A 19,274-nucleotide genomic window follows, 5' to 3' on the forward strand; every position below is an offset into this window, starting at 1 on the left:
ATTTTTTCTTTCTTCTTACGGAAGAATTTTTTTAAAATTTAAAATTATAACTAACTGCCGGTACAATTCCGAAAATGGAGGTCTGTACGGCTTCATTTGCTCCGCTATCCACATTTTGCCTGAAATTTATCGAAGCAGCGTTTTGGCGATTGTACAAATTGTAAATGCTGAAAACCCATTCGCCTTTCCAATTTCTGTTTTTGTTTTTTCTTGAAGTCAAAGTAGCGGAGACATCCAGATGATGATAAGCCGGAAGACGGTCTTCATTCCTTAATCCGTAGTTCGGAACTTTGATTCCCAAATATTCATATTGCGAATTCGGATAGGTGACCGGTTGTCCCGACTGCAAGGCGAAATTAGCGCCAAAGGACCATTTGTCGTTTAAGTTGTAGGCAGATGTAACGGCTAAATTATGTGTTTTGTCATAAGCAGAACTGTACCATTGCCCGTTGTTGATTCCGGTTTCTTCAGGAGTTCTTCCCGGAGTTTGCTGTTCTGATTTTGAGAGGGTGTACGAGATCCAGCCGTTAAATTTGCCTTCATTTTTCTTAAACATAACTTCCAGACCGTAAGCTCTCATTTGTCCGTTTAGGAGTACCTGTTCGATAGCATCGTTGGCAATTAAATCGGCACCGTCAATATAATCCAGTCTGTTTTGAATTTCCTTGTAATACGTTTCCACTTCAAGCGAATAAGCCCCGTTATTGAGGTTTCTGAAATAACCCAGCGCGACCTGATCTGCGATCTGAGGTTTTATGTATTTGTCACTCGGCATCCAGACGTCCAGCGGAGTGGGGGATGAGGTATTCGAAATTAACTGAAGATATTGTGCCATCCTGTTATAACTTGCTTTAAAAGATTCATCATCATTTAACTGATAGGAAACAGCAAACCTCGGCTCTAAATTATTGTAATCCTGAATTACTTTGTTTTTGCCAAAATAGGCTGTCGAATTGGGCTTGCCTTTTTCGTAAATTTCTGTGTTGCTATTAAAAACAACAGGATTGTTATTCGCATAATAATTAACCGTGGAAGAACCCAGGCGATAAAATAAACTATAGCGCAATCCATACGAAACGGTTATTTTTTTAGAAAGCTGACTTTCGGCATCGAGATAGACAGAAGGTTCAAAAGCATATTTTTTATCCAACTGATCCGGATTAATCCCCGAAACCTCTCCGGTTGGTTTGATCGTTCCCGGATTGAATTCGTAATAAATACCGCTTAACCCGTAATTGAGTTTGAATTTGTCTGAAATATAATGTTTGAAATCATATTTAATATTGTAATTCTTGATTCCGGAATCCCATTTGAAACCCACGAAATCCAGATCCAGTCCATAATAGTAGTCGCTGAAAATCAGCGATAAATTGGAGAATAATTTATCAGAATACAAATGATTCCAGCGCAGGTTCAGTGTGGCATTTCCGTAAGTATTGGAAAAACTTTTGTTGATACTGAAAACATCACGGCCAAAATAGCCGGACAGGTATAAACTGTTATTGTCGTTTACCTTGTAACTTAATTTGGTGTTTAAATCATAAAAATAGGCCGCATTATCTTTGTTGTCCTCGGATAATTTTAAAAATAAATGAGCGTAGGAAGCTCTTCCGCCAATTAAAAAGGAACCTTTGTCTTTTACGAGTGGTCCTTCCGCCAGAAGACGGCTGGAGATTAATCCGATTCCGCCATTCATATGAAAATCTTTGCTGCTTCCGTCTTTCTGGTAAATATCCAAAACAGAGGATGCTCTTCCTCCGTAACGCGCAGGAATCCCGCCTTTATACAATTTCAAATCTTTAATAGCGTCCGGATTAAAAACCGAGAAAAAGCCAAATACGTGGGAAGAGTTAAATATGGTCGCTTCATCCAGTAAAATCAAATTCTGATCGGCACCGCCGCCACGAACATTAAATCCGGAAGCGCCTTCACCCGCATTCGTAACACCCGGAAGTAATAAAATTGATTTTAAAACGTCGACTTCTCCTAAAACCACCGGCATCTTTTTGATGGTTGCAATAGAGAGTTTGTTAGTACTCATTTCAGGAGACTTGATATTGGCTTTTCCTTTGTTATCGGTAATGACTACTTCCTGAAGTTCTTCTCCGCCTTCATTCAGGGAGAAATTATTTTTGGTATTCTGATTTAAAAGAATTGTTTCCTGAATAGATTGGTAACCCACATAACTGATTTCAATTTGTTGTTCCCCGGCAGGAATAGTTAACGAATAAAAACCATATTCGTTTGTGGTAGTTCCTATTTTTAATGCCGGAACATAAATGTTGACGCCAATTAGGGTTTCGTTGTTTTTATGGTCCGTAATAGTGCCGCTTAGTGTGAATTTTTCCTGGGAAAATGAGGTAAGTGAAGATAGGATAATGATAAGAAATATGAAACTATTTTTTGAAATCATTGTATTGGTTTTGAATTACATAGTTAGGAATTCTTACGAAATATTACTGCGGAACGATTGTTAAACATTAGTTAAGAAAAAAAGGCAGCCGATGAGGGCTGCCTTAAATATATAAGTAAAAAATACTAGGGTATTATTTAATTTCAGCAAGGATTGCATTGAATGTTGCACTAGGGCGCATTGCTTTGCTCACTAACTCAGGAGTTGGCTGATAGTAACCGCCAAGAGTTTGTGGTTTTCCCTGAGCTCCGATTAATTCCTCGTTAATTTTAGCTTCATTCGCCTCAAACTGAGCAGCAATAGGAGTAAAAATAGCTTTTAATTCAGCATCTTTATCCTGAGCAGCCAAAGCCTGAGCCCAATAGAAAGCAAGGTAGAAATGAGAACCACGGTTGTCAATCTGTCCTACTTTACGAGCCGGGGATTTGTCATTTGCGAGGAATTTATCGTTGGCCTGATCTAAAGTTTCAGATAAGATAATAGCTTTAGAATTGTCTAAAGTCTGTCCTAAATGCTCCAGAGAAGCACCAAGCGCTAAAAACTCTCCCAATGAATCCCAACGTAAGTATCCTTCTTCTGTAAATTGCTCTACGTGTTTTGGAGCAGAACCTCCTGCACCGGTTTCGAACAAGCCACCGCCATTCATCAAAGGAACGATAGAAAGCATTTTAGCTGAAGTTCCTAATTCTAAAATCGGGAATAAATCAGTCAGGTAATCACGTAAAACGTTTCCTGTTACAGAGATAGTGTCTAAACCTTTAATGATTCTGTCTAAAGTAAATTCAGTGGCAGCAACAGGGTTTAAAATACGGATATCTAAGTTTACAGTATTGTAATCTTTAAGGTATTTTTGAACTTTTACGATTAATTCTCTATCGTGGGCTCTGTTTTCGTCTAACCAGAAAACCGCAGGAGTATCAGATAAACGTGCTCTGTTTACAGCCAGTTTAACCCAGTCCTGAATCGGAGCATCTTTTGCCTGACACATTCTGAAAATGTCATTCGCTTCAACGTCTTGTTCCATTAAAACAGTTCCTTTATTGTCTACTACACGAACAACTCCGTCAGCACTCAGTTGGAAAGTTTTGTCGTGAGATCCGTATTCTTCTGCCTTTTGAGCCATTAAACCTACGTTAGGAACACTTCCCATTGTTTTAGGGTCAAAAGCACCATGTTTTTTGCAGAAGTCGATAGTAGCGGTATAAATTCCGGCGTAAGAACGATCCGGGATAACAGCGATAGTATCTTGCTGTTTTCCTTCTTTGTTGTACATCTGTCCCGAAGTACGAATCATTGCCGGCATAGAAGCGTCAACAATAACATCAGACGGAACGTGTAAGTTAGTAATTCCTTTATCAGAATTTACCATTGCCAAAGCCGGTCCGTTTTCGATTGCTTTCGTAATGTCAGCTTCAACTTCAGCCTGTTCCGGTCTTCCTGCAATTTTTGCATAGATATCACCTAAACCATTACGGGTATCAATATTTAATTCAGTAAATAAAGTTTCATATTTTTTGAAAAGGTCAGCAAAATAAACTTCAACGATAGCGCCAAAGATAATTGGATCTGAAACTTTCATCATAGTAGCTTTTAGGTGCACAGAAAGTAAAAGTCCTTCTTTTTTTGCATCAGCGATAGCTTCAGCAGCAAAAGATTTTAATTTTTTTACACTCAAAACAGAGCTGTCAATAATTTCACCGGCTTTTAGAGGGGTACTTGCTTTTAAAACAGTGGTAGTACCGTCTTTGGCTACGAATTCGATTTTTACATCATCTGCTTCATTCAAAGTAAGCGATTTTTCACTTCCGTAGAAATCACCGTTTGGCATTGAAGCTACTTTAGTTTTTGAGTCAGCAGACCAGGCACCCATCGAATGTGGATTTGCTTTTGCAAAATTCTTAACCGCTCTTGGAGCTCTACGATCTGAGTTCCCTTCACGTAAAACCGGATTAACGGCAGAACCTAAAACTTTAGCATATTTTGCTTTAATTTCCTTTTCGGCATCGTTTTGTGGATCTTCCGGGAAATTCGGGATATTGTATCCGTGCGATTGCAATTCAGTAATAGCAGCCTTTAATTGTGGTACTGATGCTGAAACGTTTGGTAATTTGATGATATTAGCTTCAGGTTGTGTCGCTAACTGACCCAATTCTGCCAATGCATCTCCCGTTTTCTGAGCATCGGTAAGAACTTCAGGAAAGTTAGATAAAATTCTACCAGCCAAAGAGATATCTCTGGTTTCAATAGCGATACCGGCAGTAGCAGTAAAAGCCTGAACAATTGGTAACAAAGAATAGGTCGCTAATAATGGCGCCTCATCAGTTAAGGTGTAAAAAATTTTTGAATTCTGTGTCATTTTTTTTTTTTTTTTATAATCGTATCGCCAAGGGATGGTGATGTAAAAGATATATTCGGCTCAGAATGAGCGGAGCAAATATAATAAAATCACTGCGAAAACGGTATAGTTTTACCAAGAATTACCGAAATTATCAGATTGTTATTTCGAACTCATTTAATTATCAAATCGATGATTTTGGTATTAAAAAATTACAGTTTTGATGAATCACAGATAAAAGTCGTCGATTTTGAAAAAGAGAAAGCTTTTCGGTTGTGTAAATTCATTTTTACAACTATTTTTTTTGGGATATAATGTTTAATTATCAGTGTTCTATAAAATAAATTGCCTCCAGCTTTAGCTGGAGGTTATAATAATAAAGCCAGTGCACTGGCTTTAGCCAAATTTTCGAAAAGGGATTCAAATCTGTATTGTAATTTGGCTAAAGCCTTCAAAGGAATTCATTTTTACCTCCAGCTAAAGCTGGAGGCAATTAATTCAAATTTCTATTTGGTGTAAAATAAAAGCATTCAAGGAGAGTTTTTATTCACAAACAGGCACAAAAAAAGCTCGTTTCAAATAAATGAAACGAGCTTTTTTATAACAAAGAGATAATTGATTATCTTCTTTTATCTTTAATCTTAGCTTTTTTACCAGTAAGTTCTCTGAAGTAGAAAATTCTCGCTCTACGAACAGCTCCTTTTTTGTTGATTTCAATTTTTTGTAAAGCTGGTAAGTTTACAGGGAAGATACGCTCAACTCCGATAGCACCAGACATTTTACGAATAGTAAAAGTTTCTGTGTTACCAGAACCTCTTCTTTGAATAACAACTCCTTTAAAAAACTGAGTTCTTGTTTTTTCACCCTCTTTAATTTCGTAGAAAACTGTGATAGTATCTCCAGCTCCAAAAACAGGGAAATCTTTTTTAGCAACTAATTCGGTTTGAACGAATTTCATTAAATCTGCCATGATATCTTTAATTATGGTTTTTATTATAGAGCAACATTCACGGATCTCGCCAGAGGTTAGTCTAATTCGGGTGCAAATGTAATTAAAAAAAGTTAAATTCCAATAAATTTAAATTCCAAATCCCAATTTGTTAACTAGCTGACTTTTTGGTGATTGTTAGCCTCGGTTTTCAGTCTCGTTTTCATTCTCGGTTTTCACATTCCTACAACTGAGACTGCGACTGAACTCATTGCGACTGAAAACTACTCCTGTCCCTCCAACAAGTCCGGTCGCCTGTTCTTGGTATGTTCATACGCCATATCTTCACGCCATTTATCGATTTTGGCAAAGTGGCCGCTGGTTAAAACTTCCGGGACTTTCCATCCTTTATAGTCTGCGGGTCTTGTGTATATAGGTCCTGAAAGTAAATTATCCTGGAAACTATCCGTCAAAGCTGAGGTTTCATCGCTTAGAACACCCGGAATTAATCGGATTAGGGCATCAGATAAAACCAAAGCGCCTAATTCGCCGCCCGATAATACATAATCGCCAATCGAGATTTCTTTGGTAATAAAATGATCGCGAACACGCTGATCCACACCTTTATAATGACCGCATAAAATGATTATATTTTCATACATCGACATGGTATTGGCCATTTTTTGGTTCAGTGTTTCCCCATCTGGTGACATATAGATGATTTCGTCATACTCCCGCTCGCTTTTCAGGTGCGTGATGCAGGCATCAATAGGCTGAACGGTCATGACCATTCCGGCACCGCCGCCAAACGGATAATCGTCGACACTTTTTTGTTTGTTGGTCGTATAATCCCTTAAATTATGAAAATGAACTTCTACCAGGCCTTTGTCAATGGCACGTTTCATGATCGAAGCCTCAAACGGGCTTTTTAATAATTCAGGTAAAATAGTGATGATGTCAATTCGCATTTTTTCTCTTCAATAGTGTAAGCGGCAAAGATACAAAGTAAATATTTGTGAATTTTAAAGTTTTGAAAATTCGGGGAATAACAGATAAAAAGGCATTTTTAGATGTAACAGAATATCTTTTTTTTGTGAGAAACGTCTTTTTAATTAAAAATTAACAGGTTGATAAACATTGTGTTGTATTTTGATTGCCGAAAAAATATTACTTTTACGTAAGAAAACCGGAATTTCACTAAAAAATCAGTATCACCCATGAAAAAGCTATACTTATTGTCCGTTATGTTGCTGATTACTGCAGCCTGTACCAGTACTAAAAATTCCATGGATAGCTGGGTCGGAAAAACAAAACAAACTTTTATTAAGGATTCCGGACCGCCTGTTCGTACCTTTCGTAATGATGACGGAGAGATACTTATTTATGCCGATCAGATTTATAAAAAAGCAGATAATACAAATGGATCCCCAATGACTGCCTCAAACTATTGGGAATATCTGTTTGTGTATATAAATAGCGAAGGAAAAGTCACGTCCCTGAGAAATGAAAAGCAAAATTTTCCACCACAGCAAATTGATGCCACCTTACTAAATTTGACAAATTCAATTAGTGCCAAATGAAAAAAATATTCTGCTGAATGATTTGTTTTTTTTACTTAATTTAGGATCACATATAAATTCCTCTACTCCTGAAATGATGAAGAAAATATTTTTGGTATTAAGCACAGCACTATTAGTTGCGTCCTGTAATAATCAGGTAAAATCACCCAATTTAGATCCAACTCAAAAAGAAAAAATAGTAAAACAGTATTTTGAATATTTCAATAAACACCAATGGAAAGAACTGGCAGCTATGTATGCTCCGGTATCCGATTTTAAAGATCCGTCTTTCGGAAAAGAAATGATTACGCAGACCAGAAAACAGACTATTGATAAATATACATCACTTCAGACTGTTTTTCCGGACCTTCATGATGAAATTGTCAATATCTATCCTTCAGATGAGAAACATATCATTGTTGAGTTTGTTTCCACCGGAACAGCTTCGGACGGCTCGAAATTTAAGCTGCCCATTTGTACCATCTTTACGATTGAGGACGGAAAAATAACGAAAGATTTTACATACTTCGATAATTTTGATGATTCAAAATCTAATAAATAAAGCTAGCTTTACTTTCTGAATTACAAAACAACAAATGACTTCCAGACGCACCTTTATAATCAATAGCAGCCTCGCTGCTGCGGCGGTTTTAGCTATGCCGTCATTCGCTTTTGCGATGAACAAAAAAGAAATTGGTCTGCAATTGTATACCTTGCGGGAAGAACTTCCAAAAGATATCAAAGCAACTTTGGCAAAAGTTTCTTCAGCCGGATTTACGACTGTCGAGACCTATGGTTTTTCAATCAGGGATCAGTTTTGGGGAGTATCAGCCGCTGAGTTCAAAGCAATACTGGACGCAAACGATTTAAAAGCAGTGAGTGGTCATTATGGGATAGGTTCTTTTCTGGATGACGGAGATACAACAGAACTTAAAGCCGCCATTGCTGCTTCGAAAACCTTAGAAAGTGCCTATCTCACCATTCCGTGGGTCGATCCGCCTTTTAGAAAAAACAGTGATGATTACAAAAAGATTGCAGGACGCTTAAACGAAGCCGGAAAAATGTGCCGGGAGGCAGGTCTGAAATTAGCCTATCACAATCATGATTTCGAATTTGAAAGTCATAACGGAGTTACAGGTTATGAAATTCTGCTAAAAGAAACTGATAAGGACCTCGTACATTTCGAAATGGATTTATACTGGGTGGTGCGTTCCGGAAAAGATCCGTTGCAGCTGTTCAGGGAAAATCCGGGGCGGTTTACCATGTGGCATGTAAAAGACATGGATAAACTTAATCCGGCTTTGAATACAGGAGTTGGTTCCGGATCTATTGATTTTAAATCCATTTTTAAGGAAGCTAAACGGGCAGGAATGAAATATTTTTTTGTAGAACAGGAGAATAATTTTGCTGGTAATTCTTTCGATTCCATAAAGAAAAGCTGTGATTTTATTTCGAATAACCTAATCCGTCAATAATAAAATTTTCAAAAAAAAAATAACACCTGAAGCAATCGTTATTATTTGATCTACCATTTCAGCGATTTTTTAGGGGCTGAAAATGATAGTAAGTGGCCAGAAAGCAAGACAAAATAATGTAAAATAAAACTCGTAACAGAGGACAGAAATATGAAAAAACTAGGACTTGTAGGAGGAATCAGCTGGGTTTCGACCATTGATTATTATCGATTTATAAATGAAGGAATCAACGAAAAATTAGGAGGGCTTAATTTTGCCGAATGCCTTATTTATTCTTTAAATTTTGATGATTTTCAAAGAAATAACACCAATGGAAATTGGGATGCCACTTTTGAATTGCTTTTAAATGCCTGTAAAAGCCTGGAAAAAAGCGGTGCTGATGCCATTGTTTTATGCGCCAACACGGCCCATGCGGTTTCAGACCGGCTGGAAAAGGAAATTAAATTGCCTGTTATTCACGTAGCGACCGCAACGGCAAACGCCATTAATAAACAGGGACTAAAAAAAGTAGGTTTGCTGGGAACAAAATTCACCATGGAAATGGAGTTTTACATCAAAAAACTGGCAGAAAACAATATAGAGGCCATTGTTCCTATTCTTCAGGACGAAAGAGATTTTATTCAGCAGACCCTGAAAGAAGAATTAGGACGCGGAATCATCAAGGAGCAAACCAAAAGAGCTTACCTTTCTATTATTGAAAAACTTATTGAGAACGGTGCTGAGGGAATTATTCTGGGCTGTACTGAAATTCCGTTGTTAATCAGTCAGGAAGATGTTTCGGTTCCGGTTTTTGATACCACTAAAATTCATTCAGAGGCAGCCGTAGATTTTGCTGTTTCAGCAGAGTAAATCGAAATGACGGAGCAAAAGAAAAAAATACTGGCTATTTCAGGAAGTACGCGAAAGGATTCCAGCAATTTTAAAATTCTGAAGTTTATTTCTGAAAATATGAATAAGGAATTTGAGATTGAACTATTTGAAGAGCTCGAAAAGCTTCCGCATTTTAATCCTGACTTAGATACCGAACATCCACCGGAAGAAGTAAGGGCTTTCAGGGATAAAATTGACAAGGCAGCAGGTGTATTGATTTGCACGCCCGAATATGTTTTCAGTTTGCCGGGAAGCCTGAAAAATGCATTGGAATGGTGTGTTTCAACAACGGTTTTTTCGAATAAAAAAGTGGGTTTGATTACGGCTTCGGCATCAGGGGAAAAAGGGCACGAGCAATTAGGTTTAATCATGAAAACCATTGAAGCTAAATTTACGGATAAGACCCAACTTTTAATACAGGGAATCAGAGGAAAATTAAATGCTGAAGGAACTATTACAGATGAAAAAACGTTACATGATCTTATAGTATTCATCAGTAATTTTGAAAAAGAAATCGGGAAGTTAAATTAAAATAAAAAGATATGCAAAGTTCAGGGACAAGCAAAGAATTTATAAAAGGAGACGAAATAGAGTGGGAAGTTGTCGGAGAAGGCATTAAACGAAAAATTCTGGCGTATAACGATCAGGCCATGCTGGTGAATGTTCATTTTGAAAAAGGCGCCATCGGTGTTTTGCACGAACATTATCTACGCAGGTCACTTATATTTCCAGTGGTGCATTTGATGTGACGATCAGTGGGGTTACAGAGACCTTAAAAGAAGGAGACAGTTTCTATATTCCGCCGCATGCAATTCATGGGGTCTTATGCCTGAAAAGCGGTACTTTGACCGATGTTTTCAGTCCGATGCGTGAGGATTTTTTGAAACTATAACGTTTTGAATCGCAATAGAATTGATAAATGAAGCAGCTGATTTGATCTTAAATTTGAGAAAATTATGCTTTTTTTAAAGTTTAGGTTACAATTAGAATAGTATTTTTGCAAAATGAATCTATCCAAAACGAATGTCTTATTTATGGCAGCCTGCACTGGACTTATAGTTGCCAATCTGTATTACTGCCAGCCCCTTATTGTTTTAATCGCCAACGAATTTAAAATTCCGGAAGCCAATGCCGGTACGATTACTTATCTTACCCAGGCAGGTTATGCGATTGGTTTGTTTTTTATGGTGCCGCTTGGTGATAAGATCGAACGTAAAAAACAAATCCTGATGACCACTTTTGCCTCAGTAATCGCTTTAATTATTGCCGCTACGGCCAAAAGCTTTCTTATATTGCAGATTGCTTCGTTACTTTTAGGAATTACTTCGATAGTACCCCAGCTTATTTTGCCTTTGGCAGCTTCATTAACAGCCCCGGAACAAAGGGGAAAAGTAGTAGGAACTATTATGAGCGGTTTGCTGGTAGGGATTTTACTTTCCAGAACGTTAAGCGGATTTATCGGTCAGCTTTTTGGATGGCGCTCCATGTTTTGGATTGCAGCCGGAATCTGCCTTTTAATCTTTTTTGCCATTCAGAAGAAATTCCCGGTCAATAAACCGCAATTTCAGGGTTCTTACGGTCAGCTTATAAAATCACTTTTTACCCTCATCAAAACCCAGCCAGTTTTGCGTGAAGCCACTTTAATCAATGTGTTTTGTTTTGCACAGTTTGGTGCTTTCTGGACCACGATGGTATTGTTGCTTTCAGGAGAACCGTTTAATTTCAATAGCGCGACAATTGGCCTTTTTGGAATTGTAGGCGCTTCAGGAGCTTTGGCAGCACCGTTGGTTGGTAAAATGGGAGATAAAGGAAATCCAAGGGTTGCAGTGGGTTACGGCTGTTTACTGATGCTGATCAGTTTCATTACTTTTTACTTTTCAATCGAAAGTGTAATCGGAGTAGTGATAGGTATCGTTTTTATCGATATCGGAATTCAGGGGGTGCATATCTCCAACCAGACGAGGGTATATTCGCTTTTACCGGAAGCCCGAAACAGGCTTAATACGGTATTCATGTCCTTTAGTTTTTTAGGGACAGCTGCCGGATCTGCCTACGGATTATTACTTTGGAAGTTAGGCGGATGGCATGGCGTTACGATTGGATGCGCGATTCTGGCGGTACTGGCATTGCTGGTTTACGGACTTACTTATAAATCAAAATCTAAAAAATAGAAAGCACAAATTGATATAAAATTAATTTGTAAATTTGCATTCAAAATTAAAAATAACAACAATGGAAAACGGAATATACGCTAAATTCAATACTAGCAAAGGATCTATTTTAGTAAAATTGGCACACGACTTAACACCGGGTACAGTGGGTAACTTCGTAGGACTGGCTGAAGGAAACTTAGAAAATAAAATTAAACCACAAGGAAACAAATATTACGACGGATTATCATTTCACCGTGTAATTCCTGATTTCATGATCCAGGGAGGTTGTCCTCAGGGAACAGGAACAGGTGGTCCTGGCTACAAATTTGATGATGAATTCCACCCAAGTCTGAAACACGATCGTCCGGGAGTCTTAGCCATGGCGAATTCAGGTGTGGGAACAAACGGTTCTCAGTTTTATATTACACACGTTCCAACTTCATGGTTAGACGGAAAACATACTGTTTTTGGTCACGTAGTGGAAGGACAGGATATCGTTGATGCAATTGCTCAGGGCGATGCTCTTGAAACTGTTGAAATCGTAAGAGTAGGAGAAGAAGCTGAAAAATGGAATGCTATCGAAGCTTTCAGGGTTTTTGAAGGTTCCCGTGCCAAACGTGAAGCTGCTGAAAAAGCTGTCGCTGAAGCTAAAATGGAAGAACTTGCTGCCGGTTTTGATAAAACAGAAAGTGGTTTACGTTACAAAATGATTCAAAAAGGAGATGGTAAAAGAGCTGAAGCCGGTAAAACAGTTGCGGTTCATTACGAGGGATCTTTAGAAACCGGAAAAGTTTTCGATTCTTCTTACCCACGTAAAAAACCAATCGAATTCAGATTAGGTCAGGGTCAGGTTATCGAAGGATGGGACGAAGGTATCGCTTTATTGCAGGTTGGAGACAAAGCACGTTTTGTTATTCCGTCACATTTAGCTTACGGATCTGCCGGTGCAGGAGGAGTTATTCCGCCAAACGCAACTTTGATTTTTGATGTTGAATTAATGGAAGTAAAATAAGTAATTAGACAACGTCTAAATAGTCTTAAATAATGAATCCCATTCGCTTGCCGAATGGGTTTTTTTTTATATTTACTCCAAAACAAAGCGGAATGAAATCAAAAATTATTACTCTTGCAACGGCAGCCTTATTCGTGGTTTCCTGCGGTACTCAAAAGGCAGCTCCGGTTGCAGCAGCTGAGCCAGCAGCACCAACGGCTACTGAAACTGCTAAAGCTGTAACACTAACGCCTGAACTTGCAGAGGGTCAGAATTTATACGAAAACAATTGTGCAAAATGCCACAAATTGTTTGAGCCGAAAAAATTCACACGAGAAGAATGGACACCAATTCTTGTCAGAATGGGTAAAAAAGCACATTTAGATGCTGCACAAATGACATCGATTACGAACTACATTAATTCGCAATTGTAAAAAAAAAATAGAAGAAGCATTCTGAATCAGGATGCTTTTTTTTTTATAATAAAGTAGAAAAAATAATCTCACAGATGAGGTGTACAAAATGTTATTTCCATTTGATATTACAGCCCACACTTGGTTTTTGAGGATCTTTTAAGGACCTGTTGTAAATAAGCGCATCTATCGCGCTGCGTAAATCACTTCCGTTTAAAGGAATACCGTTATTGGGTCTTGAATCATCTAATTGTCCCCGATAAAATAAACGGTCTCTATTGTCAAATAAAAAGAAATCCGGAGTACAGGCAGCATCAAAAGCTTTGGCTGTTTCCTGGGTCTCGTCAAATAAATACGGAAAATCAATCTTGTTCTGAAAAGCAAATTCAGTCATCATTTCGGGTGCGTCCTGAGGAAATTTTTCAATATCATTACTTGAAATGGCCATTACACCGATTCCCTGTACACGGTAATCATTCGCAATCATAACGATTTCATTGATTACATGAAGTACATAAGGACAGTGATTGCACATAAAAATCACAAGAGTCCCTTTCGATCCTTTCAGATCTTCAAACGAATAGGTATAATTAGAATTGGTGTCTTGCAGCCTGAATTCCGGAGCAGTCGTTCCAAGAGCCAGCATGTTTGAAGAAGTTTGTGACATTTTTATAAAGAATTGATTACTCAAAAATAACCTTAATATTCTTTAAAAAAAAGCAGAAGAGGTTTAAAAAAAAATATCCAAAGCGTTTAAGAAGAAACTTAAAAGGCGCTTTGGATATTGTTATATGTAGATTATGAATTAAGGAAATTCAGTAAATCATTGTTTAGTTTTTCTCTTTCGGTGTAAAATAAGCCGTGCGGTGCGCCTTCATAAACGATGTAAGTATTATCGCGAATACCTTCAGCTGCTTTTTTTGACGTCAGATCAATTGGAACTATTTTGTCATCATCACCATGAATAATTAAAGTTGGAACCTTTACAAAATTCAGTTCATCCCTGAAATCCGTAAACGAAAAAGATTCAGCACATTTTAAAGTCGCTCTTGGAGATGCAACAGAACAAAGATTTCTGTAATATTCCAATAAAGGAGTACTTAAAGGCTTGTTGATAATGTTTACGCCAAAGAAGGTTTTTCCGAAATTATCTATAAAAGCAATTCGGTCTTCCTTGATAGCGTTTGCCGTATTTTCACTTTTTTCTCTCGGATGTCCGTCAGGATTGTCATTCGTTTTTAATAAAAAAGGAATAATAGACGAGATCAGGGCAGCTTTTGTAACTCCTTTTCCGCCATGACGGCTAAAATAACGAACTACTTCACCACCACCCATTGAGAAACCGACAAGTGTAGCATCAGTTAATTCTAATTGTTCGATAATTTCCTGCAAGTCATCAGATAAAGTGTCGTAATCGTAACCATCCCAGGGTTGTGATGATTTACCAAATCCACGACGGTCATAGGCAATCACCCTGAAACCATTCTGAACCAGGAATTCAATCTGATATTCCCACATTTCATTAGAAAGCGGCCAGCCGTGAATAAGAATTATAGGTTTACCCTGACCGTAATCTTTTACATAAAGTCTTACGTTTTGGGCTGTTTCTATATATTTATCGGTATGAACTTGTTTTAGGTTTGACTCAAAATTTTTCTCTGAAAGTGTTGAGTTGATGACATTATTTTCCATTTTTATCTTTTTTAACGTTAGCATGATAATCTGTAATGTAAATTTAGAAGCTACACTAAAAAAAGGGTTATAGAATTAGTGGCAATACTTACAAAATTAATAGGTTTGTAAATACTAAAAAAAGTGTACTATGAATTTGTCCTGGAATGAATTTGAAAGAACTGACATGCGTGTCGGAACAATACTCGAAGTTAACGATTTTCCCGAAGCCCGAAAACCGGCCTATCAGCTTACGATTGATTTCGGTTCCGAAATAGGTATCCGAAAATCATCGGCCCAAATTACGAAACGCTACCAAAAAGAAGATTTGCTAAACAGACAAATAGTTGCGGTCGTCAACTTCCCCAAAAAACAAATCGGAAAATTCATGAGTGAATGTCTGGTTCTGGGTGCAGTCGGCGAAGAAGGAGACGTTATTTTACTGGCTCCCGATTTTAAAATAGAGAATGGGCTGCGGATTGGGTAGTTTTTAGTCACAGTGTTTAGTCTCAGTCTCAGTCTCAGTCTCAGTCTCAGTCACAGTCGCAGTCTCAGTCGCAGTCTCAGTCGCAGCGACTGTAAACTGAGACTGCGACTGTAAATTGTGACTGTAAACTAAACTAGAGAGTATTAATTTTTGCAACTAATTGTTGTAAGATCAACTGCCCTTCATCCCAGTATTTTAAATCGGAGTCGGAATTGATGTGCCCTTGCTGTCCCACATTGATGAAATCGCTTCCCCATTGTTCTGCCAGATATTTTTTTCTCTCGAAAGAGGCGTAGGGATCGTTTTCACTTGCGACAACAATTGAGGGAAAAGGTAACCTTGAAGTTGGGATAGGTGAAAAATTCCGAACCGATTCAGGAGTATGCTGAGGGGAATCTACATCGGCCGGAGCGACCAATAGCGCTCCCACAATGTTTTTATTGGTATGTGAAGCTGCCCAGTGTAAAACCAGCGAAACAGCTAAACTATGCGCCACAAGAATCGTCGGACCGTCTAATTTTGAAATTTCTTCGTTTAATCTTTCAAGCCATTCTTCTCTGATGGGCTCATCCCAATTGTCCTGAACAATCCTTTTGGAGTTTTTGAATTTTTCATGCCAGAAAGTTTGCCAGTGCTTTTCGCCTGAGTTTCCGAGTCCCGGTAGTATTAATAAATTGGTTTCCATTGCCGTGGATTTTAAGTTTAGTTTAATTTCTGGTGTTCTTTTATAATTCGGTTTATCTCGTTTTCAAGTAACGGAAAAGCAGGTTCAGTCATTCCGTGACCGTAGCCGTCCAGTTCAAAAAGTTTGGTTTGTTTGTGGCCGACAAGTTTCATCATGCGCGCCAGATAGGCGTTTTCTTCGTAACGGCCTAACATTTCGAGTTCACGGTCTCCCGTTATCAGTAATAAGGGCGGAGCATCAGCACGTACATAAAAAAGTGGTGCAAAAGCATCAATTGTAGGCTGTGTATCCGGAATTCCGTTTTCTCTTCTGATTTCAAAATGGGTGATGCATTGGGCACTAAACGGAATAAGACCTGCAATTTTATTCGCGTCAATGCCTTCTTTTTGCAGCCATTTTTTGTCCAGGCCAATCATTAAACCTAAATAGGCTCCTGCGGAGTGCCCGGAAACAAAAATCAGCGAAGGATCACCTCCGTAATTCGGAATGTTATTAAAAGCCCATGCAACTGCTGCTGCGGCATCTTCGATACTTTTGGCAGCCTTAGCTTTGGGGGATAATCTGTAATTTACGCCAATAACAGCGAAACCTTTATTTTTTAAGGCTTCCGGAATTTCCTTGTTTCCTCCGGTCAGCCCTCCGCCATGAAACCAGATAATAGTGGCGAAATTTTTAGTATTCGTTGGGTAATAAATGTCCAGAACACAGCGTTCGCTAATATAAGCATCAGATTTATTGACAGCCGCATTATAATATTGAATATTTAGTTTGGTTTCATATGTTGATTTTTGAGCAAAAGAAGAAATTGCAAATAAGAAGAAACTAAGTAAAAGAAATATTTTTTTCATTTTTATAAGGTATTAACCAGTAATGGCGGTTGTAGCAGGATTCTAAAAATCGAATAGTCTAAAATCTGAAAATCTAAACTTAAATATATAAAAAAAGTCCAAAATGCAGGACATGTTGGACTCGTACTTTTTAAAAAGTTATGTAGGACTAAATATCGTCAAAATCGATATCAGTAAAGCTGGATCTTTGTCCTTCCGGTTTATCAGAACCGTATTCTTTTTTAAAATCTTTCTGATGTCTTTCAGAAATTACTTCCTCGCCCTTGTGATTCAGGACATACGAAGTCATTTCTTCGAGTATTTCGGCAAAAGCACCAAAATCTTCTTTGTATAAGTAAATTTTGTGTTTTTTAAAGTGAAAAGAACCGTCTTCTTCAGTAAATTTTTTGCTTTCAGTAATCGTGATATAATAATCGTCAGCCTTAGTAGCTCTCACATCAAAGAAATACGTTCTTCTCCCTGCTCGTAATACTTTAGAAAAGATCTCTTCTTTTTCTAACATGTCATTTTCTCTCATAATACGTTCTATCATTTTTGGAATTAATAGTACTCAAAAATCATAAAAATTTATCTATTACGCAACAATTAAAGTAATTCTTTTTCCGAAAGTTGTTTTAAATATAACGCGGCATAATAACCGTCCTGATTTATTAATTGATTATGAGAGCCTTGTTGAATGATTTTACCGTCTTCTAAGATGATTATTTTGTCGGCATTTTTGGCGGAAGACACCCGATGGCTTACTATTATCGTAGTTTTGTCTTTACAGATTTCGAACAAATTATTCAGGATCGTTTCCTCTGTTTCTGTATCCACCGCAGACAGGCAATCGTCAAAAAGTAAAATGGCCGGATTTTTAATAATGGCCCTTGCAATCGATACACGCTGCTTCTGGCCACCGGAAAGGGTGATACCTCTTTCTCCTAAAATGGTGTCGTATTGTTTGTTGAAAGCCATGATATTGTCATGCACTACAGCATTTTGTGCTGCTTCAATTACTTGTTCATCAGTGGCGTTCCGGTTGCCGAATTTGATGTTGTTTTTAATTGTATCCGAAAATAGAAAAGCATCCTGAGGCACAATTCCGATGTTGTTTCTCAAGTCATTCAGGTTTAAAGTGCTTATTTCATTCTGGTCAATGGTAATTCGTCCTTCCGTAACATCATACAAACGCGAGATAAGGGACAATATGGTCGATTTTCCGGAACCTGTTTTTCCGAGAATCGCTAAAGTTTCTCCTTTTTTGACGGTAAAAGTTACATTTTTTAAAGCCTCAATATTGGTGTCTTCATATCTGTAACTTACATTTTCGAAAGAAATAGAGCCCTGGATATCGGAGGCATTTTCATTATTATTTGTGATTTCCGGTTCAATTTTCAAAAATTCATTCAGACGTTTTTGAGAAGCTTCTGCCTCCTGTACCATTGAAGAAACCCACCCCAGGGAGGCTACAGGCCACGTTAACATGTTTACATATAAAATAAACTCTGCAATTGTTCCGATATTCTGAATTGTTCCGTTGATGTACATCATCCCTCCAAAGTATATTACCACCAGATTGCTGATTCCGATTAACGCAATCATCAATGGACCAAACAGCGACTGCACTTTTGCCAGGTTCAGACTTTTGCTTTTGCTTTCATCGGCAAGGGCGATCATGTTATTTTGATGCTGATTTTCTAAAGAATAGGCTTTAATTACACGAATTCCCGAAAATATTTCCTGAGAGAAACTGGAAACTTTAGATAAGTATTGTTGGAAAATAGTACTTCTTTTGTTGATTTCTGAACTCAGTTTAAAAATACAATACGAAAGTATCGGCAACGGCAATATCGTATATAGGGTCAGTAAGGGCGATACATTGTACATATAGATGATCACAATCGCAAAACGAATAAAGGTATTGATGGTATACATAACCGCAGGACCAACATACATGCGGACTTTTGAAACGTCTTCGCTGATTCTGTTCATTAAATCACCCGTCCTGTTTTGTTTGTAGAAATTTTGGGACAGATTTTCATATTGCCTGAAAACTTCGTTTTTCAGGTCAAATTCCACATGACGCGACATCACGATCAAAGTCTGGCGCATTAGGAAAGTCAGGAAACCCGCAACAATGGTAGTAGCTATGATTAGCAATACGTTATGAATTAAATCCTGATGGTAAGATGCGATAATTACTTTCGATGTCTGATCGGCTTTGGGTAGTTTGTCAAACTTTTCGATGGCATTTAACGACTTGCTAATCAGCTTTGGAGTAAATAATGAAAATATTTGTGCGATTATGGTGATTAAAATTCCAAGTGAAAAACTATATTTATATTTAATGAAATATTTGTTTAAATAGCGTAATTCTTTCATTTTTTTAAGATATTCAATGTTGAAATGATATTGATTTTATAAATTACTTTCAATTAAAAGCAATAGAAAGTGTAATTTGCTC

At 37.7% G+C, this 19,274-nt stretch carries 19 protein-coding genes and 1 pseudogene; 10 read left to right on the plus strand and 10 right to left on the minus strand.

Features of this window, described 5'->3' with window-relative positions:
- Positions 1 to 31: 31 nt before the first annotated feature.
- From D0817_RS02750 to trmD, 4 genes are all read right to left on the minus strand, one after another.
- On the minus strand, positions 32 to 2,413 hold the full coding sequence (locus tag D0817_RS02750) for a TonB-dependent receptor (protein WP_127336877.1): 2,382 nt from the start codon (positions 2,411 to 2,413) through the stop codon (positions 32 to 34).
- A gap of 133 nt (positions 2,414 to 2,546) precedes the next feature.
- Positions 2,547 to 4,769 (minus strand): NADP-dependent isocitrate dehydrogenase, encoded by a 2,223-nt coding sequence (locus tag D0817_RS02755; protein ID WP_127336878.1) that lies wholly within the window; start codon positions 4,767 to 4,769, stop codon positions 2,547 to 2,549.
- Between the two features lie 598 nt (positions 4,770 to 5,367).
- The gene (gene rplS / locus D0817_RS02760) at positions 5,368 to 5,718 is read right to left on the minus strand and encodes a 50S ribosomal protein L19 (RefSeq protein ID WP_007804248.1); all 351 of its coding nucleotides are present in this window, start codon (positions 5,716 to 5,718) and stop codon (positions 5,368 to 5,370) included.
- Positions 5,719 to 5,960: 242 nt separating this feature from the next.
- Complete coding sequence (gene trmD, locus D0817_RS02765; protein ID WP_127336879.1) at positions 5,961 to 6,644, minus strand: tRNA (guanosine(37)-N1)-methyltransferase TrmD; 684 nt, start codon at positions 6,642 to 6,644, stop codon at positions 5,961 to 5,963.
- A gap of 249 nt (positions 6,645 to 6,893) precedes the next feature.
- On the opposite strand from trmD, the gene D0817_RS02770 reads away from it, so the two are divergent.
- The 9 genes and pseudogenes from D0817_RS02770 (at position 6,894) to D0817_RS02810 (ending at position 13,158) form a co-directional block, all read left to right on the plus strand.
- On the plus strand, positions 6,894 to 7,256 hold the full coding sequence (locus D0817_RS02770; RefSeq protein WP_127336880.1) for a hypothetical protein: 363 nt from the start codon (positions 6,894 to 6,896) through the stop codon (positions 7,254 to 7,256).
- A 73-nt stretch (positions 7,257 to 7,329) separates the two neighbouring features.
- A complete protein-coding gene (locus tag D0817_RS02775) occupies positions 7,330 to 7,797 on the plus strand; it encodes a nuclear transport factor 2 family protein (RefSeq protein WP_238160809.1) in 468 nt (155 codons plus the stop codon).
- A 34-nt stretch (positions 7,798 to 7,831) separates the two neighbouring features.
- Positions 7,832 to 8,710, plus strand: a complete 879-nt coding sequence (locus D0817_RS02780) for a sugar phosphate isomerase/epimerase family protein (RefSeq protein WP_127336881.1) — start codon at positions 7,832 to 7,834, stop codon at positions 8,708 to 8,710.
- 150 nt (positions 8,711 to 8,860) lie between these two features.
- The gene (locus D0817_RS02785) at positions 8,861 to 9,559 is read left to right on the plus strand and encodes an aspartate/glutamate racemase family protein (protein ID WP_127336882.1); all 699 of its coding nucleotides are present in this window, start codon (positions 8,861 to 8,863) and stop codon (positions 9,557 to 9,559) included.
- A 6-nt stretch (positions 9,560 to 9,565) separates the two neighbouring features.
- A complete protein-coding gene (locus tag D0817_RS02790; protein ID WP_127336883.1) occupies positions 9,566 to 10,111 on the plus strand; it encodes an NADPH-dependent FMN reductase in 546 nt (181 codons plus the stop codon).
- A gap of 11 nt (positions 10,112 to 10,122) precedes the next feature.
- Positions 10,123 to 10,472: pseudogene (locus D0817_RS02795) on the plus strand (cupin domain-containing protein).
- Positions 10,473 to 10,614: 142 nt separating this feature from the next.
- Positions 10,615 to 11,751: an MFS transporter gene (locus D0817_RS02800; protein WP_230702049.1), complete on the plus strand. Its 1,137-nt coding sequence runs from the start codon at positions 10,615 to 10,617 to the stop codon at positions 11,749 to 11,751.
- A gap of 61 nt (positions 11,752 to 11,812) precedes the next feature.
- Positions 11,813 to 12,745, plus strand: coding sequence for a peptidylprolyl isomerase (locus tag D0817_RS02805; RefSeq protein ID WP_127336885.1), 933 nt, complete (start codon positions 11,813 to 11,815; stop codon positions 12,743 to 12,745).
- A 92-nt stretch (positions 12,746 to 12,837) separates the two neighbouring features.
- Positions 12,838 to 13,158, plus strand: a complete 321-nt coding sequence (locus D0817_RS02810) for a c-type cytochrome (RefSeq protein WP_127336886.1) — start codon at positions 12,838 to 12,840, stop codon at positions 13,156 to 13,158.
- Between the two features lie 91 nt (positions 13,159 to 13,249).
- Here the strand turns inward: D0817_RS02810 and D0817_RS02815 are convergent, their stop codons facing one another.
- The gene (locus tag D0817_RS02815; RefSeq protein ID WP_127336887.1) at positions 13,250 to 13,804 is read right to left on the minus strand and encodes a thioredoxin family protein; all 555 of its coding nucleotides are present in this window, start codon (positions 13,802 to 13,804) and stop codon (positions 13,250 to 13,252) included.
- Between the two features lie 131 nt (positions 13,805 to 13,935).
- Positions 13,936 to 14,829, minus strand: a complete 894-nt coding sequence (locus D0817_RS02820; protein WP_127336888.1) for an alpha/beta fold hydrolase — start codon at positions 14,827 to 14,829, stop codon at positions 13,936 to 13,938.
- A gap of 130 nt (positions 14,830 to 14,959) precedes the next feature.
- Between D0817_RS02820 and D0817_RS02825 the strand changes: the two genes are divergently transcribed.
- Entirely contained in the window at positions 14,960 to 15,295 is a 336-nt protein-coding gene (locus D0817_RS02825) for a tRNA-binding protein (protein ID WP_127336889.1), read from the plus strand.
- Positions 15,296 to 15,428: 133 nt separating this feature from the next.
- Here the strand turns inward: D0817_RS02825 and D0817_RS02835 are convergent, their stop codons facing one another.
- The 4 genes from D0817_RS02835 to D0817_RS02850 form a co-directional block, all read right to left on the minus strand.
- On the minus strand, positions 15,429 to 15,980 hold the full coding sequence (locus tag D0817_RS02835; protein WP_127336890.1) for an RBBP9/YdeN family alpha/beta hydrolase: 552 nt from the start codon (positions 15,978 to 15,980) through the stop codon (positions 15,429 to 15,431).
- A 17-nt stretch (positions 15,981 to 15,997) separates the two neighbouring features.
- Positions 15,998 to 16,828 (minus strand): alpha/beta hydrolase, encoded by an 831-nt coding sequence (locus D0817_RS02840; RefSeq protein ID WP_127336891.1) that lies wholly within the window; start codon positions 16,826 to 16,828, stop codon positions 15,998 to 16,000.
- A gap of 148 nt (positions 16,829 to 16,976) precedes the next feature.
- The gene (locus D0817_RS02845) at positions 16,977 to 17,345 is read right to left on the minus strand and encodes a PUR family DNA/RNA-binding protein (protein WP_026981839.1); all 369 of its coding nucleotides are present in this window, start codon (positions 17,343 to 17,345) and stop codon (positions 16,977 to 16,979) included.
- A 68-nt stretch (positions 17,346 to 17,413) separates the two neighbouring features.
- Positions 17,414 to 19,192: an ABC transporter ATP-binding protein gene (locus tag D0817_RS02850; protein WP_127336892.1), complete on the minus strand. Its 1,779-nt coding sequence runs from the start codon at positions 19,190 to 19,192 to the stop codon at positions 17,414 to 17,416.
- Positions 19,193 to 19,274: the final 82 nt, after the last annotated feature.

The organism is Flavobacterium cupreum, assembly GCF_003996965.1.
Lineage (GTDB): Bacteria > Bacteroidota > Bacteroidia > Flavobacteriales > Flavobacteriaceae > Flavobacterium > Flavobacterium cupreum.

What these genes read in the sequence shown, in the direction of transcription:
- D0817_RS02800 (WP_230702049.1), top strand. Translation starts at nt 10,615, where the DNA reads ATGGCAGCCTGCACTGGACTTATAGTTGCCAATCTGTATTACTGCCAG.
- trmD (WP_127336879.1), bottom strand. Translation starts at nt 6,644, where the DNA reads ATGCGAATTGACATCATCACTATTTTACCTGAATTATTAAAAAGCCCG.
- rplS (WP_007804248.1), bottom strand. Translation starts at nt 5,718, where the DNA reads ATGGCAGATTTAATGAAATTCGTTCAAACCGAATTAGTTGCTAAAAAA.
- D0817_RS02785 (WP_127336882.1), top strand. Translation starts at nt 8,861, where the DNA reads ATGAAAAAACTAGGACTTGTAGGAGGAATCAGCTGGGTTTCGACCATT.
- D0817_RS02750 (WP_127336877.1), bottom strand. Translation starts at nt 2,413, where the DNA reads ATGATTTCAAAAAATAGTTTCATATTTCTTATCATTATCCTATCTTCA.
- D0817_RS02845 (WP_026981839.1), bottom strand. Translation starts at nt 17,345, where the DNA reads ATGAGAGAAAATGACATGTTAGAAAAAGAAGAGATCTTTTCTAAAGTA.
- D0817_RS02820 (WP_127336888.1), bottom strand. Translation starts at nt 14,829, where the DNA reads ATGGAAAATAATGTCATCAACTCAACACTTTCAGAGAAAAATTTTGAG.
- D0817_RS02825 (WP_127336889.1), top strand. Translation starts at nt 14,960, where the DNA reads ATGAATTTGTCCTGGAATGAATTTGAAAGAACTGACATGCGTGTCGGA.
- D0817_RS02770 (WP_127336880.1), top strand. Translation starts at nt 6,894, where the DNA reads ATGAAAAAGCTATACTTATTGTCCGTTATGTTGCTGATTACTGCAGCC.
- D0817_RS02755 (WP_127336878.1), bottom strand. Translation starts at nt 4,769, where the DNA reads ATGACACAGAATTCAAAAATTTTTTACACCTTAACTGATGAGGCGCCA.
- D0817_RS02775 (WP_238160809.1), top strand. Translation starts at nt 7,330, where the DNA reads ATGATGAAGAAAATATTTTTGGTATTAAGCACAGCACTATTAGTTGCG.
- D0817_RS02790 (WP_127336883.1), top strand. Translation starts at nt 9,566, where the DNA reads ATGACGGAGCAAAAGAAAAAAATACTGGCTATTTCAGGAAGTACGCGA.
- D0817_RS02815 (WP_127336887.1), bottom strand. Translation starts at nt 13,804, where the DNA reads ATGTCACAAACTTCTTCAAACATGCTGGCTCTTGGAACGACTGCTCCG.
- D0817_RS02850 (WP_127336892.1), bottom strand. Translation starts at nt 19,192, where the DNA reads ATGAAAGAATTACGCTATTTAAACAAATATTTCATTAAATATAAATAT.
- D0817_RS02840 (WP_127336891.1), bottom strand. Translation starts at nt 16,828, where the DNA reads ATGAAAAAAATATTTCTTTTACTTAGTTTCTTCTTATTTGCAATTTCT.
- D0817_RS02810 (WP_127336886.1), top strand. Translation starts at nt 12,838, where the DNA reads ATGAAATCAAAAATTATTACTCTTGCAACGGCAGCCTTATTCGTGGTT.
- D0817_RS02805 (WP_127336885.1), top strand. Translation starts at nt 11,813, where the DNA reads ATGGAAAACGGAATATACGCTAAATTCAATACTAGCAAAGGATCTATT.
- D0817_RS02780 (WP_127336881.1), top strand. Translation starts at nt 7,832, where the DNA reads ATGACTTCCAGACGCACCTTTATAATCAATAGCAGCCTCGCTGCTGCG.
- D0817_RS02835 (WP_127336890.1), bottom strand. Translation starts at nt 15,980, where the DNA reads ATGGAAACCAATTTATTAATACTACCGGGACTCGGAAACTCAGGCGAA.